This is a genomic window from Dactylosporangium sp. CS-033363, from assembly GCF_050942475.1.
GTDB lineage: Bacteria > Actinomycetota > Actinomycetes > Mycobacteriales > Micromonosporaceae > Dactylosporangium.
Window position 1 is genome coordinate 4402631 of sequence record NZ_CP192032.1, and the last position, 14499, is coordinate 4417129.

Genomic DNA, 14499 nt, shown 5'->3' on the forward strand with positions numbered 1-14499 from the left:
TACACGGTACGACATGGAAAGGATCAGAGGCGAAGGTCCCGCCAGGCCAGGTGGAGTCCCTTGCCGATGTCGATCGTGCGGCCCTCGATGCCGGGCTGGTCGTCGAGGAGGGACAGGAAGCCGGCGACCTCGGTGGGGTGGGACAGCACGTTGTCGATGGCCATCACGCCGCCCGGGCGCAGGACGCGCAGCGGGTGGGGCCACCAGCGCGGGTACTCGGTGCGCTCCGCGTCCAGGAACAGCAGGTCGACGCACGCGTCGGGCAGGCCGGCGAGGAAGCGGCCGCCGTCGCCGCGGTGCAGGCGTACCGTCTCCCGGCGCCCGGCCCGCACGAGGTTCGCCTCCGCGGCGGGGTCGGGGGCGACATCGACGCTCGTGAGGCGGCCGCCGGTGCGGGTGAGGGCGTCGGCGAGCCAGATCGTGGAATACCCGTTGGACGTGCCGATCTCGATCGCGTTGCGCACCCCGGCGATCTGCACGAGGGACCACAGCAGCCCGGCGCTGGCCGGCTCCAGGTTGCGGCGGGTCAGCAGCCGGTCGTTCTGGGTGGCGTCGAAGGCCACGCCGTCGGCGTACAACTCGTCCAGCAGGTCCCGCAGCGCCGAATCCATGGGCGAGAGGATAAGGGCAGGCCGGTCACCACGCGAATCGCTCGCGGTGCAGGCGCGGGCCGGGCACGCCGACGCGCCGCGCCGCGCGCAGAACCGCTTCGGTCCAAGGATCCGGGCCGCAGACGTACACGTCGTGGTCGGCCAGATCCGGCGCCAGTGAACGCAGCGCGGCGAGGTCGTCGTAGTCGCCGTAGCCGACGGGCAGCCAGGAGCCGGCCGAGGCGCGCGGGCCGACGAGCGGCACCAGCCGGACGCCGCGGTCGCGGGCGAGCCACTCCAGCTCGGGCAGGAAGGCCACGTCGTGCGGGTGGCGCGTGCGGTACACCAGCGTCGCCTTGCCCTGGCCGTAGGGCAGGTCCCACAGCAGGGCCAGCAGCGGGGTCACGCCGACGCCGCAGGCGAACATCGTGACCGGGCCGCCGGAGTAGGTGTCCTTGGTCATCCGGCCGTACGGGCCCTCGATGAGCACGCGGGTCCCCGGCCGCAGCGCGGCGACGCGCAGGGTGCCCGCGCCGATCACCTTCACCGTGATGCGCAGCCGATTGCGACTCGGCGGGCCGGACAGCGAGAACGGCTTGCCGTGCAGGACGCCGTGGCCGTCGAGGAAGCGCCACACGAAGTACTGCCCGGCGCGCGCGGGCAGCCGGTCGAGGCTGCGGCCGCGCAGGTACACCGAGACCAGCCCCGGCGCCTCCTCCACGACGCGGTCCACGGTGAGCCGGTGCCGCAGCGTCCGCCAGACCGGCAGCCCCAGCCGGAACACCACGGTGGACAGCGCCGCGGCCGCGTACATCGGCCACCAGAAGGCCTTCGCCGCCCGGGTGTCGAAGTCGCTGCCCAGCCACAGCTCGTGCGGGACGGCCAGGGCGATCCCGGCGTACGCGTACAGGTGCAGCAGGTGCCACGTCTCGTACCGCATCCGCCGCCGCACGAACCGCATCGAGGTCACCACCACGAGCGTGAGGGCGGCGAACCCGTGCAGCGCCGTCCACATCCCGGGGTACGACTCCAGGAACGTCCACAATTGACGGACCGGGTTCGTGCCGGACCGCTCGGCGTAGGCCACGAGCGCGAGCCCGACGTGCGCGACCAGCAGCACGAACGAGCCCCCGCCGGTCCAGCGGTGCCACCGGCCGAGCACGTCGCGGCCGAACGCCCGCTCGACCCACGGGATGCGGGCCAACAGCAGCACCTGCAGGAGCAGCAGGTCGGTCGACCACAGCGCGGCGAGCCGTCCCGCGGCCGCGAGCCCGCCCGGCGCCGTGGCCAGGCCACGCTGCCAGAGCCACGTCACAACGGCCAGGCTGATGGCCGCGAAGAGCTTCGCCGCGGTTCGCACGGCTGCTGACGGTACGAACGCGGCGGTTGTCCCGACAGCGTTTGTGAACTAGTCCTCGGATTGCCGAAAAGCGTTATCGGCCAACGGTTGGCAGCTTGGTCAATGGGCCGCTGCGGCGAGGGTGCTGTCGCGGCAGTCCAGCGGGAGGATCGTGTCGAGCGTGGTGCCCTCGCCCGGGGTGCTGCGCACGGTCATGCGGCCGCCGAGCGCCTCGCAGCGGTCCCGCAGGCCGAGCAGCCCCGAGCCCTTGGCCGCGTCCGCGCCGCCGAGGCCGTCGTCGCACACGGAGAGGTGGACCTGCTCCGGGTCGGTCTGCACGGTGACGCAGACGCTGGAGGCGCGGGAGTGCTTGGCCGCGTTGGTCAGGGCCTCGGACGCCACGTAGTACACGGCGATCTCGATCGGCTCGGACATCGGGTGCTCGACCCGCAGGTTGACCTGGACGGGCAGCGTGCTGCGCCGGGCGAGGGTCTTCAGCGCCGGGCCGATGCCGCCCTGGGCCAGGATCGCCGGGTGGATGCCGCGGGCCAGCTCGCCGAGGCTGTTGTAGATGCCGTTCAGGGCGTCGGCGGCGTGCGCGAGGACCCGCTCGCACTCGGCGCGGTTGCCGAGGTCGGCGGCCATCGCGGTACGCAGTTCGAGCACCAGCGAGACGATCCGTTGCTGGACGCCGTCGTGCAGGTCGCGCTCGATCTGCCGGCGGGCCTTGTCCGCCGCGGAGACCAGCCGGACCCGGGACGCCTCGAGCTGGGCCCGGCTGTCGGCGTTGGCGATCGCGCAGCCGACGAGCTCGGTGAAGCCGACCAGCCGCGCCTCGGCGTGGTCGGGGATGCCGAAGCGTTCGGTGGACATGACGATGGCCGCGCCCCACAGGCTGTTCTCGACCCGGATCGGCGCGCCCGCCCCGGCGTGGAAGCCGCGCTCGCGCAGGCCGGCCGCGAACGCGCCGGTCGCCTCGTCGTAGTTGGCCACCCGGGCGGGCCGCCCGGTGCGCCGGACGGCATTCGAGACGTTGTCGCCCTCGATCGGGACGCACTCGCCCAGGTTCATGTCGGCGCCGAACTGGTCGCGCCCGGCGAGACTCGTGACCGTGCCGTTGTCCTCGTAGCGCACGAGCATGCCGGCGTACCCGGGGAAGAGCCGCTGCAGCTCCAGGGTCACCGCCGCGAACACCTCGGCCGGGGAGCCGCCCGCCGCCACCAGCGTCGCGACCCGGCGCAGGGCCGCCTGCTCGGCCAGCAGCGCCTCGGTGTCCCGCTGGTGCCGGACCGCCTCGGCCGCCCGGCTGCGCGCCAGCCGGGACAGGCTGCCGACGAACAGGGCGGCCGCGCAGAAGGACAGCGAGATCTGCAGGTCCCGCTCGAGCGAGAACCGCGGCCCGCCGCCCACGGCCACCTCGTAGAAGTTGTGCGCGGCGGCGCTCATCAGCGCGGCCGCGACGCCGACCGCGGGTCCCCAGATCGCCGCCACCACGAGGATGCCGAGCAGGTAGATGCCGGCCCGCCGGGGCTCGCCGGGCGGCGCGGCGATCGCGAACGACACCAGCGTCTCGGTGGCGATCAGGACCGCCGCCGTCACGAAGCCGTAGCCGGCGGGCGGCGGGCGTTCCGGCAACAGCAGGGACGCCAGGTTCCGCAGCCGAGATCGGAATAGCTGCCGCATCCCTCATGCCTACCGCGATCCGGCGTTTCAAACCTCTACTTCAGTGCCTCCAGCAGCGCGGGCGGCGCGGGCTTGGCGCCGGCCGGGGCGGCGATGGTCACCGGGGCGCCGAAGTCGCTGTAGCGCAGGGTCGTCGTGTACGCCGGCATCTGGATGGCGGACGGCACGATGATCATCAGCGCGACGAGGTGGCCGTCGCCGACCGTGGCCCGGAAGTCGATCTGCTTGGCGGCGTCGCCGAGCTGCTGCATGGTCGCCTTGCCGGCCGGGGTCCTGGTCAGGTCCAGGATGCCCTTGAACGAGCCCGGCCCGGTCTTCTCGACGCTGACCAGCCCCGCGGGCAGCGAGGACAGGTTGGCCGGGTCGTCGGCGTTGATGCCGAGCTTGGTCAGCGAGCCGGCCTGCTGCCCGTCGATGTGCATCCAGCTGCCCGCCGCGGTCCCGGCGAACGCCATGTTCATCTTCAGGTACAGGTCGGTGCCGATCACCACCATCTCCATCGAGCCGGCGCCCTGCCCGAAGAACTCCGACTTCGAGCTGTTGGCGTGCCGGGCCGGGTCGATCTTGCCGGTGCCGCTGGACACCTTGTCGCCCTCGGAGATCACCTCCGTCGTGTACGACGAGGTCGTCCCGCTCGTCTTGGCCGTCGCGTCCAGCAGCTCGGTCCGCGCGTCGGCCGGCGCCGCGCTGGTCTTCCCGGCGGCCGCCGCGGCCGTCGAACCCGCCCCGGCCGGCGCCGCGCCGGGGCTGTCCGACTTCCCGCAGGCAGCGGTGCTGAGCAGCGCACACACCGCGACCCCGGCCAGCACAGCACGACTCGTACCCATGTATCCGCCCCCCGTGATCGACATCGGTGAGGCGATCATAATCACCGATGGCTACTACGGGCCTACCGGAAAGCCTCCAGGTGGTCGCGGACCCACTCGGCGTACGGGCGGGCCGGGTGGCCGGTCAGCTCCTCCACGGCGGGCGTCACCGCGGCCGGCCCCGTCGTCGTGCGCTCCATGGCGGCCAGCAGCCCGGCGGCGAAGTCCGCGTCCATGAACGCCGACAGCTGCCGCAGGACCGCGTCCGGGTCGGCGGCCTCGACGCGCAGGGGGCGTTCGAGGGCCTCAGCCAGTACACCCGCCTGGTCTTCCTGGGTCAGCGACTCCGGACCGGTCAGCTCGTAGACCCGCCCCGCGTGCCCCTCGCCGGTGAGCACGGCCGCCGCGGCCTCGGCGACGTCGCGCTCGTGCACCGCCGTGGTGGTGGCGGTGGGGTAGGGCACGCGGAGCACGTCGCCGTGCGGCAGCTGCTGGGCGAACGCGAACGAGTTGATGGCCGGGAACAGGATGCGCAACGCCGTCCACTGTGGAGTCGCGGCGGCCACGGCCTCCTCCAGCCGCTGGTGATAGGCGGTCTTGGTGGACGACGACAGGACCACGATCCTGCGCCCGGGAACCAGGTCGAGCAGCGGGGCCGGATCGAGGCCCAGCGGGAGCACGAGCAGGACCGCCGACACGCCTTCCACGGCAGCGGGCAGCGTCTCCGGTTTCGTCAGATCCGCTTGTACCGTCTGCACGCCCGCCGGCAGCGCGGCGCTCGACGGGTTCCGGGTGAGGGCGCGGACGGGCACTCCGCGCGCGGCGAGCGTCTCGACCGCCTGGCGGCCGAAGAAGGCGGTGGCACCGACAACAAGCATCATGCGGCTGACGCTACGGCCAGATGCGGACAGGTTCTGTCCGCATCTATCGCTGCACCGGTGCATTGAGACTTTTTCCTGGGAACGGCGCGGTGGCGGCCGCGGAAGTCTCAACCGGCGTTGCAGCAGTACGATGCAGATGTATGACCTTCGTACCTGACCTGCTCGCCTTCGGGGAGCCGACCCATCAGGAGCCGGCCTTCGGGCGCCGGCGCAACGAGATGCTCGCCGACCTGGCCGGGCGGGGCTTTCGCGGCATCGCGCTGGAGATCGACCGCGTGGCCGCGCTGGCCGTCGACGACCATGTGCGTCTCGGGGCCGGGGACCTCGACACGGTGCTGCGGGACGGCTTCTCGCACGAGTGGGGCGCCCTGGAACCCAACCGCGAGCTGGTCGTGTGGATGCGCGACTACAACGCGTCACGTCCCGAACACGAACGGCTGGCGTTCCACGGGTTCGACGCGCCCACCGAGAACATGAGCGCTCCGAGTCCGCGCGCTTACCTGGAGTACACGTGCGGCGTTCTGGGTTTGGATCATGACATCGCGGCGCTGGCCGGCGCCGACGAGCGGTGGTCGCGCACCGAGGCCGTGCTCGACCCGGCCCAGTCACCCGGCGCCACACCCGAGGCCTTCGAGCTGCGCCGGCTGGCCGACGACCTGTGGACCGAACTGCACATGCGCGCCACGCCGGCCGCTGCGTGGCGGCGGGCGCGCATCCACCTGCGCGCCGGGATCGGCCTGTTGCGCTACCACCGGGCCTGCGCCGTGCCCGGCCTCGACCACAGCGTCCGCGTGTCCCGGCTGATGGCGGTGCGTGACGTGCTCATCGCGGAGAACATCCTGGACCTCCGGGACACCCCGATCCTCTTGTACGGTCACAATCTGCACCTGCGCCGCACCCCGAGCCGCTGGCAGCTGGGCGACCTCGACCTGACCTGGAGCGGCGCCGGCACCATCGTCGCGCCGCTGCTGGGCGCGCAGTACCAGGTCATCGCCGGCAGCCTCGGCGCGAGCGCGGCGATCGGCCTCGGCGCCCCGGATCCGGACACCTACGAGGGGCAACTGCGGCCCGGCCTCACGGAGGCGGCGGACGTGCCTGCTGCGCGTACGCGCACCGACACGGAACCGCGCCAGGGGTACTTCCCGCTCGACGCCGACACGATCACCGGCGTCGACCAGATCCTGCACATTCCCTGACGCGGCCCCGTCGCTCAGCGTTGAGCTGAATTCGCGATCGGGTCCCGCCGGCCGGACGACAATCGATGTCATGAGCACCACTGCCGCCGCCGGACGGCTCGGCCGCAACGCGGACTTCGTGCGGCTGTGGCTCAGCCAGACCCTGTCGGCGACCGGCTCGCGGGTGAGCTACCTGGTGTACCCGCTGCTGGTGCTCACGATCACCGGCAGCGCCTCGGCGGCCGGCGTGGTCGCCGCGGTGGCCGCGCTCGCCGGGGTCGCGGTGCGCATCCCGGCGGGCGTCCTGCTGGACCGGGCGAACCGGCGAACGGTGATGTTGTACTCGGAGGCGGTACGGATCGCCGCGATGGCCGCCGCGCTCGTCGCGGTGGCCATCGACCGGGCCCCGCCGGCGCTCATCGCCGTCGTGGCGGCCATCGACGCCGGCGGCTCGGCACTGTTCGTCTCGGCCGAGCGGACGATCCTGCGCCACATCGTCCCACTGCACCAGGTGCCGGCCGCGACGGCGCGCAACGAGGCCCGCACGTTCACGGCCGAACTGCTCGGCCCGGCCCTGGGCGGCGCCCTGTACGGCCTGACCCGCGCGGCGCCCTTCGTGTTCAACATCGTCGCGTACGGCGTCTCGTTCGCGGCCGTCCTGGCCATCCGCAAACCGCTGCGGTCCGAGCCACCGCCCGCCCGGGAGGGCTGGGCCGCGTCCTTCGCCGGCGGGATCCGGTTCGTGGCGAGGGAGCCGTTCCTCCGCGCGCTGGCGACCGTCGGCCCGCTGCTCAACATGGCCTTCACGGGCATCGTGTTCGTGGTCGTGGTGGTACTGCACGACGCCGGCGCACCGCCGCAGGGCATCGGCCTCGCCATGGCCTCGGTGGCCGTGGGCGGCATTGCCGGCGCGGCGACAGCGCCCTGGCTGCAGCGGGCCCTGCGCCCGCGGCGACTCGTCGTGGGGCTGTCCTGGCTGAGCGCGTCGATGGCCGCGCTCTGCGTGCTGCTGCCGGCCGGGTACTGGGTGGTGGCCCCGCTGCCGGTGCTGGTGCTGCTCGCCCCGGCCACGACGGCCACGCTGTTCGGCCACCAGACCGCGGTGACACCGGACCACCTGCAGGGCCGCGTGGTTTCCGCGCTGGGGCTGCTGGTCACGTTGATGAATCCCGTCGCACCGCTGCTCGCGGGGTTCCTGCTGGCGCGGTGGGACAGTTCCGTGGCGTTCGGGGCGTTCGCGGGCATCTTCGCGATCGCCGCGATCGTCGTCACCGTGAGCAGGGGCATGCGCTCGCTCGAAGCCCTGGGGCTCCGGCGTTGTTCTCACCGGCAACTCGTCGATTGACGGGCGTCGCGTCACGCCCTGTAATGAGGCATGCTGCGCCGCGCCGGGATCTGGGTCCGCGACACCGTGTTCAGCGAGAACGCCGACCTCTACGTCATGGCCGCCGCGGCCTTGGTCTTCACCATCCTCGGCGCGACCGGCGTGACCGGTCTGAATGCCACGCTGTCGATGACGCTCGCCGTGCTGGCCGGGCTCGCGATCTCCATGATCCGGACCCGGCGGCACGTGGCGCAGCTGGCCGCGGCTGCGGCGGCCGACCCGTTGGGGGTGCTGCGGCCCGACTTTCCGCAGGACCTGCCCCGGCGCCGCGTCGCGGCTCGTGACCTGCTCTTCGTCGGCCTGTCGATGAGCCGGACGAGCACGACCTCGGCGGCGGGGTTCCGGGCCCTGCTCGCCCGGGGCGGCCGGATTCGTGTGTTGATGGTGGATCCCACCGACGACGCCGCCGTCGCGCAAGCGGCCGGGCGGCGCGGCGTCGAGGCGCTGCGGGCCCGGATCCTGGCGTCGCTGGAGACCCTGGCCGCCCTCGACCCGGGGCCGACCGGCTCGCTGGAGGTGCGCGTGTCGCGGACGGTGCCGGGAATCGGCGTCAACGCGATCGACGCCGGCACGCGCGACGGGCTGGTGGTTGTGCAGCACTACGAGTACCGCGCCCCGGAGGAGCCTGCGCCGATCATGCGGTTCACCGTGCAGGACAGCCCTTGGTACCGCCATTTCCTCGACGAGGCGGAGCGGCTCTGGGCCGACGGGCAGCCGTGGCCGCGGCCACCGGGCGAGGATCTGGACCGCCATCCGCGGCCGGTGTTCGCGGCGTCGTTCGGGCCGGAGCTGGCGGCGGCGATCGGGGCAGCCGAGGACCTGTTCGTGGTCGGCGTGGCCCGCAACACGTTCCTGACCGGACTGTTTTCCACGCTCCAGCGCCGGCTCGCGGCCGGGGCGCGGATGCGGTTCCTCGTCCTGGACCCGGACTCGCCGGCCCTGGCCGCGGCGGCCGAGCGGCACTACGCCGACCGCGACGCGGCCTCGATGCGCGCACGGATCGAGCATTCGTTGCGGTTGCTGCGGGCGCTGAGCGAACGCGCGGAGGGCCGGTTGGAGGTGCGGGTGACCGGCTACCCGCCCGCCGTCGGGATCGTCGCGACCGACCTCGCCGGCGAGGGTCGGCGGCCCGCGGTGTTCGCCGAGTACTTCGCGTATCGCATCGCCGAGGACCCGAAGTTTGCCCTGACCGCCTCGGACGGGTGGGTCTTCGAGACGTTCACCGCCGAGGCCGAGGCGCTGTGGGCCGCTGCCCGCGCGCTGGACTTCGCGGAGTGACGCGCGGGCACCGCCAGCCGTCCGTGCGCGGGGGGCGGTAACCGGTTGCCTGCGTTGTGTAGCCTCAATGTATGTCCACGGTGCGGATCAAGGTGGACCGTGGACGGCGGTTGCCCTGGCTGACGCCATGGCTTGCGGCCGGCCTCGGGCTGGCGGCGCTGGTGGTTGTCGCCGGCGGCGGGTATCTCCACAGGCGATTCGAGCCGGCCGTGGGTGCGCGGCCGTTGTTCCCGGCCTTCGATCCGATCGCGGCCGCCGCGAGGTCGGATCTGTTCACCAAGAACCCGCCGGTCGGTGCGCCCATGGTGGTGTCCGACCGCTCGTCGCAGCCGAACCTGCCGCCGCGGAAGCGGTTTTCGATGGTGGTCTGGTACTCGGCGGACGGCAAGTTCTGCGGATCGTGGGTGCGTCGCCCGGACGGCAATGCCGCGTTCTGCTCGTACGTGAACGTCGACGGCTCGCCCAAGGTCACCGACGAGCCCGGCATGATCATGTTCTCCACGCTGGGCGACCGGGGCTTCCTGTGGGTGGCCGGCAAGGTTCCGGCGGGCGTCACGTCGGTCACCGCCGTCAGTACCGCCGGGGTGACGTCGACCGCGCCGGTGCTGACCATGCCCGACTGGGCGCCCTTTTCGTTCTTCACGATGACGCTCTACTCGGCCGACCAGGACCTGGGCACCATTCGCTTCACCGGCGCCGTCGCCTCCGGGCAGGTGGTCACGACCAGGGATACCGACGACTTGGGTCGGTCCGTCTGACGCCGTAGCGCGGGCGGTACGCTCCCGCGGTGATTCAAGCGCCCGTGGAGTACAACGTCTGGTACATCATCGGTGTCTTCATCGCCAACGGGGTCGGCTGCGTGCTCGCGGTGTTCGCGCTGGTGCGGATGACCGACGAGCGGCGCTCGGTCGGCAACCGCGCGTTCCTCGTCGTCGCGGCCGCCTGGGGCCTGATCGAGACCGCGCGCGACGACGCGCTGTTCGTGCTCGCGACGGCGGTACACCTGCGCGACGACGGCGTGCGCTTCTTCCTCGCGCCCGGGCTGGGCCTCACGGTGCTGGCGATGCTCATCGCGATCGCCGTGCTCGGCATCGCCGCCGCCCGCCCGCGACCATTGTGGACGATCACCGCCGGCGTGACCGTCGGGCTGCTCACCGGGGCGATGGTGGTGCAGTCGGTGCTGTCGGCGCGGACCGGGTACGCGGTGTCGATCGACGTGCCGGCCGCCGTGGCCATCGCGGCCGGGCTCGCCGTCGTCACCTCGGTGTCCGTGTTCCTGGCCACCGGCACGACGGTCCGCTGGCGGATGTCGGTCCCGATCATGGTGCTGGCGGCGTGCATGACGGCGGCGCAGTACCTCCTCGCGGGCCAGATCCGCACCGACCTGTCCGCGATCGTCGACAGCGAGATCGGCGTCGGGGCGATCGAGGTCATCTTCATCTCGGCGGCCACGTTCTTCGTGCGCACGCTCGGCCTGACCGTCGTGAGCATGACCGACGAGGGCCGGGTCGACCAGCCCGTCTCGCCCGACCTCTTCTGACCCCTGTCGCCACGATGTTCAGGTCGCCATCAAGAAAATCAAGGTTCTGGCATTGAATCCTTGAGATTCTGAAGGTACAAATGAATCGTGGAATGGCAGGAGCTGACGGATCTGACCCAGGGCAAGCCGTTCACGGTCGAACGGGTCCGCCTCGCCGGCAGCGGCGTGGCGATCGAGGGGCAGTTCGAGCCGCCGCAGCTGGCCCAGCTCGGGCTGGACGACCAGGTCTTCGTGGCCGCGTTCGTCCGCGCCCACGGCTCGATCAAGGAGATGGAGCGGATCTTCGGGGTCAGCTACCCGACGATCAAGGCGAGGCTGAACCGGATCGCCGAGCGCCTCGACTTCGCGGAGCACCTCGAGGTCGCGGAGCCCGCCGCGGCCCCGGCCGAGGCCGACGTCGTCGACCGGCTGCAGCGCGGCGAGATCAGCGTCGAGCAGGCGCTGGCCGAGCTGGAGCAGTCCCGGTGATCCCGCAGCTGGTCACGCTCCGGTACCGCCGGTCCGACCGCCGCTGGCGCCGGTTCTTCATCCCGGTGCTCCCGCTCGCCCTGCTGCTCTCGCCACTGCTGATCCTGGCCGTGGCCGGCGGCGTGATCGCCTGCCTGATCTTCAAGATCGACGCGCCGGCCGCCCTGCGCGGCGCCGGGCGGGTGCTCTGGGCCCTGCCCGGCAGCCGGTTCGACCTCGACGACGGTCGGATCGGCTTCGAGGTACACGTCAGATGAGCCAGATATGGGGGACCAACCGTGAACGAACAGCGCCGCCGCATCCTGGACATGCTCTCCGAAGGCAAGATCACCGCCGATGAGGCCGAGCGCCTCATGGACGCGCTGGAGAAGGAACAGCCCACCGCGCCGAAGGGCCGCCCGAAGTACCTCCGCGTCCTGGTCCACGCGGACGACGGCATCAGCGAAAGCCCCAGCCGCATCAACGTCCGGGTCCCGCTGCAGCTCCTGCGGGCCGGCGTGCGGCTCACCAGCCTCATCCCCCCGGTCGCGCTGCAGCGGGCCAACGCCGAGCTGGAGAAAAAGGGCGTCCCGATCGACCTCACCCAGCTCAAGCCGCAGCAGCTCGAGGAGCTCATCGACCAGCTCGACGAGGTCAGCATCGACGTCGACGACCCCACCTCCAAGGTGCAGGTCTTCTGTGAGTGAGCAGCCGCGATGCTGATCGCCAGACTCCGCCGGACCGCGATGACCTGGCGCACGGGCATCCTGATCGCGGCGCACGCCTGCACCGCCGCCGTCTACCGCCGCACGACAGTTTGAGCTTGCATCCGGTACCGCGGTACAGCCCTACCGTCGAGGCATGGACGCACCTGATGCCTGCACCCTGCCGACCGCTGAACAGCCCCTCCGGCTCGCCGAGTTCGACGCGTTGTTCGTGAACGCGCTGCGTGAAGTCGAAGTGTTCGGGGCGACCAGGGCCCGGATGGTGCTCGCCGGACCAGAAGGCCTGGAAGACACCGTCCGGGACCTGGCCGCCCGGGAGGCCGGATGCTGCTCGTTCTTCACGTTCACGGTGACGCCCCAGGAGGACGGCGTCGCGCTCGACATCGAGGTTACGCCGCGGTACGGCGACGTGCTCGAAGCGCTCGTCCAGCGGGGATCTACACTCGGCGGGTGCTCGAGCTTGACCGGTTGAAGATCGGCTACGGGGACCGGGTCGTGATCGAGGAGCTCAGTCTCGCCATCGGGGCCGGGGAGGGCGTCGCGCTGCGCGGGCCCAACGGGATCGGGAAGTCGACGGTACTGCGCTGCGTGGCCGGGCTCCTCGCGCCCGCCGAGGGGACCGTCACGATCGACGGGGAGCCGGCTGATGAGCGGAGTGCGAGCTTTCGCCGTACCGTTGCCGCGCTCTTGGAAGCCCCGGCCTGGTATCCCGGATTGTCCGCCCAGGAACATCTGACCCTGGTCCGGCTGGCCAACGCGCCGGTGAGGGCCGAGTGGTTCGCGGAGGGGGAGCTCGCCGCGCGGCTGGGGGTGGACGAGTTCGCCGACGCCACGCCGAGCAGTCTCTCGTCGGGGCAGCGGCAGCGGCTCGCGCTCGCGCTGGTGCTCGACCGGCCGAGCCGGCTGCTGCTGCTCGACGAGCCGGAGCGGCACCTCGACCAGGCGGGGCGGGCGACGGTGGCCACGCTCATCGACGAGTATCTCGCCAAGGGCGGCGCCGCGCTGCTCGCCTCCCACGATCCTACCGTCACCGGCGGGTGCGAGGTCATCGAGCTGGGGCACGACTGGGTCGAGGACGAGTGAGGGCCGGGCAGGTCCGCCGGTACATCCGCCGCCGCCAGCGGGCCGCCGGCGGGGGATCGGACCGCTTCGAGACCATCTACACGCTGGCGCTGCTGGTGGCGATGGTCGGGTACATGATCTGGGCGCAGCTGCAGTCCATCCTCAGTGGACAGACGACGGCGCCGCCGGGGGTGCGGGAGGGCGTCGTGCTCGCGGCCGGGCTCGCGTGGACCGCCGCGCTGCTCGCGATGGCGTCCGCGCTCGGGCCGATCTCGACCTCCGCGCCGGCGCTGCAGTGGCTGTTCACCGCGCCGCTGGACCGGCGGGCGCTGCTCACCCCGGGCGCCGCGCAGGTGCTCGGGATCGGGCTGCTCGCCGGGCTCGCCCAGGGCCTGCTCACGCTCACACTGTCCACAGTGGGCGCCGGCGCGGTCCTCGCCACCGCGGTCGCCGGCGGCGTGCTGGTGCTCGGGGCCGCCGCGCTCGTGCAGTCCGCGTCCAGGCGCCCCGCCCGCCGGCTCTCCGCCAGCGCGACGGTCGTGGCCGTCGCGGCCGCCGTCGTCGGCGTGCTGTCCGCGACGGGCACCCCGGTCGGCGCGATCGCCGCGACCGGCCCGTGGGGCTGGCCGTTGCTCGCGGGCCGGCACGAGTGGATCGCCATGCTCGTCGCGGTGGCCGCCCTTGGGATTCCCATCCCGCTCTGGTACCGCCTGCGCTCCCTCACCCTCGCCAACCTCACCGACGCCGCGCAGAGCAGCGGGGCCGCCACCGCCGTGTTCGTCACGCTGGACCCGGGCCTGGCCTCGCGGGCCGCCGAGGACCGCCGGTGGCGCGGCCGCCGGGTCGGCCCCGACAAGCTCCTCCGGCTGCCGGGCCGCTGGGCCGCGACGGGTCAGGACCTGCTGCTCGTGGCCCGCTCGCCGGTCCGGCTGCTGCTGGCCGCCGCCCTCACCACGGTGCCGGTCCTCGCCACCGGGCTGCCGGTGTCGCGCTGGGTGATCGCCGCGGCCTGGTTGCTGTGCGGGGTTTTCGGAGCCTCCGCCGGTACTGCCAATGCCCGCCGCGACCGCGATGACCCCTCCCTCGCGCGGTTGCTCGGCCTCACCGACGGCCAGCTGTTCACCGGCCGCGTCGCGGTGCCGGCGCTGCTGTGCACCGTATGGTCCACGATCGCCATGACCGCCGTCGGCGCCCAGAGCGGCGGCCCCCTCGGCACCTGGGCCCTGCTCGGCGTGTGCGCGGGCCCGGGCCTGGCCGCGGGCGCCCTGCGCTCGGCCCGCCGCCGCCAGGTCCGCCACGACACCGCCCCGGTCGTCTCGCCGATGGGCGGCATCATGCCCACGGGCATCTTCGTCTGGCTCGGCGCGGGCGTCGACGTGGCGCTCATCGCCCTGTGGCCGGCCCTGTTCGCGATCGTCACCAAGCACCCGGAAGCCGCGCTGACGACCCAGATCCTGCTCTCCGCCGGCACCCTGGGCGGCATGATCGTGGCCGGCCGCCGCAGCTAGGCAGTCCCGCGCAACATAGGCAGCCGCGGGGCTAAAGTGCGTGACCGTTACCGATGCCGCCGGCCGCGGGCGCCGCGTAGA

Annotated in this window: 16 protein-coding genes; 11 read left to right on the plus strand and 5 right to left on the minus strand. The window is 72.6% G+C overall.

All coding sequences use genetic code 11. From position 1 onward, the window contains the following. Positions 1-23 precede the first annotated feature (23 nt). From ACQPZ4_RS20305 to ACQPZ4_RS20325, 5 genes are all read right to left on the minus strand, one after another. Positions 24-611, minus strand: a complete 588-nt coding sequence (locus tag ACQPZ4_RS20305; protein ID WP_433063321.1) for an O-methyltransferase — start codon at positions 609-611, stop codon at positions 24-26. 25 nt (positions 612-636) lie between these two features. Next, a complete protein-coding gene (locus ACQPZ4_RS20310; protein WP_433063324.1) occupies positions 637-1950 on the minus strand; it encodes a ferredoxin reductase family protein in 1314 nt (437 codons plus the stop codon). A gap of 99 nt (positions 1951-2049) precedes the next feature. Next, on the minus strand, positions 2050-3612 hold the full coding sequence (locus tag ACQPZ4_RS20315; RefSeq protein WP_433063327.1) for an ATP-binding protein: 1563 nt from the start codon (positions 3610-3612) through the stop codon (positions 2050-2052). 35 nt (positions 3613-3647) lie between these two features. Continuing rightward, positions 3648-4463, minus strand: coding sequence for a hypothetical protein (locus tag ACQPZ4_RS20320; RefSeq protein ID WP_433063330.1), 816 nt, complete (start codon positions 4461-4463; stop codon positions 3648-3650). 38 nt (positions 4464-4501) lie between these two features. Beyond that, entirely contained in the window at positions 4502-5299 is a 798-nt protein-coding gene (locus tag ACQPZ4_RS20325; protein WP_433063333.1) for an NAD(P)H-binding protein, read from the minus strand. A 140-nt stretch (positions 5300-5439) separates the two neighbouring features. On the opposite strand from ACQPZ4_RS20325, the gene ACQPZ4_RS20330 reads away from it, so the two are divergent. The 11 genes from ACQPZ4_RS20330 (at position 5440) to ACQPZ4_RS20380 (ending at position 14418) form a co-directional block, all read left to right on the plus strand. Next, positions 5440-6495, plus strand: coding sequence for an erythromycin esterase family protein (locus ACQPZ4_RS20330; RefSeq protein WP_433063336.1), 1056 nt, complete (start codon positions 5440-5442; stop codon positions 6493-6495). A 70-nt stretch (positions 6496-6565) separates the two neighbouring features. Next, a complete protein-coding gene (locus ACQPZ4_RS20335; RefSeq protein ID WP_433063339.1) occupies positions 6566-7819 on the plus strand; it encodes an MFS transporter in 1254 nt (417 codons plus the stop codon). A gap of 30 nt (positions 7820-7849) precedes the next feature. Next, positions 7850-9136: a hypothetical protein gene (locus tag ACQPZ4_RS20340; protein ID WP_433063341.1), complete on the plus strand. Its 1287-nt coding sequence runs from the start codon at positions 7850-7852 to the stop codon at positions 9134-9136. 71 nt (positions 9137-9207) lie between these two features. Beyond that, complete coding sequence (locus ACQPZ4_RS20345; RefSeq protein WP_433063344.1) at positions 9208-9894, plus strand: hypothetical protein; 687 nt, start codon at positions 9208-9210, stop codon at positions 9892-9894. 29 nt (positions 9895-9923) lie between these two features. Then, a complete protein-coding gene (locus ACQPZ4_RS20350; RefSeq protein WP_433063347.1) occupies positions 9924-10676 on the plus strand; it encodes a hypothetical protein in 753 nt (250 codons plus the stop codon). Between the two features lie 87 nt (positions 10677-10763). Beyond that, positions 10764-11144 carry a DUF2089 domain-containing protein gene (locus ACQPZ4_RS20355; RefSeq protein ID WP_433063350.1) on the plus strand — a complete coding sequence of 127 codons (381 nt, stop codon included), beginning with the start codon at positions 10764-10766 and terminating at the stop codon, positions 11142-11144. After that, on the plus strand, positions 11141-11401 hold the full coding sequence (locus ACQPZ4_RS20360; RefSeq protein ID WP_433063352.1) for a hypothetical protein: 261 nt from the start codon (positions 11141-11143) through the stop codon (positions 11399-11401). The genes ACQPZ4_RS20355 and ACQPZ4_RS20360 overlap by 4 nt, the downstream gene beginning before the upstream one ends. 21 nt (positions 11402-11422) lie before the next feature. Further along, positions 11423-11830 carry an SHOCT-like domain-containing protein gene (locus ACQPZ4_RS20365; RefSeq protein WP_433063355.1) on the plus strand — a complete coding sequence of 136 codons (408 nt, stop codon included), beginning with the start codon at positions 11423-11425 and terminating at the stop codon, positions 11828-11830. 154 nt (positions 11831-11984) lie between these two features. Further along, entirely contained in the window at positions 11985-12320 is a 336-nt protein-coding gene (locus ACQPZ4_RS20370; RefSeq protein ID WP_433063358.1) for a hypothetical protein, read from the plus strand. Then, a complete protein-coding gene (locus ACQPZ4_RS20375; protein ID WP_433063361.1) occupies positions 12299-12931 on the plus strand; it encodes an ABC transporter ATP-binding protein in 633 nt (210 codons plus the stop codon). Before ACQPZ4_RS20370 ends, ACQPZ4_RS20375 begins: the two co-directional genes overlap by 22 nt. Then, positions 12928-14418 carry a DUF6297 family protein gene (locus tag ACQPZ4_RS20380; protein ID WP_433063363.1) on the plus strand — a complete coding sequence of 497 codons (1491 nt, stop codon included), beginning with the start codon at positions 12928-12930 and terminating at the stop codon, positions 14416-14418. Before ACQPZ4_RS20375 ends, ACQPZ4_RS20380 begins: the two co-directional genes overlap by 4 nt. Positions 14419-14499 lie beyond the last annotated feature (81 nt).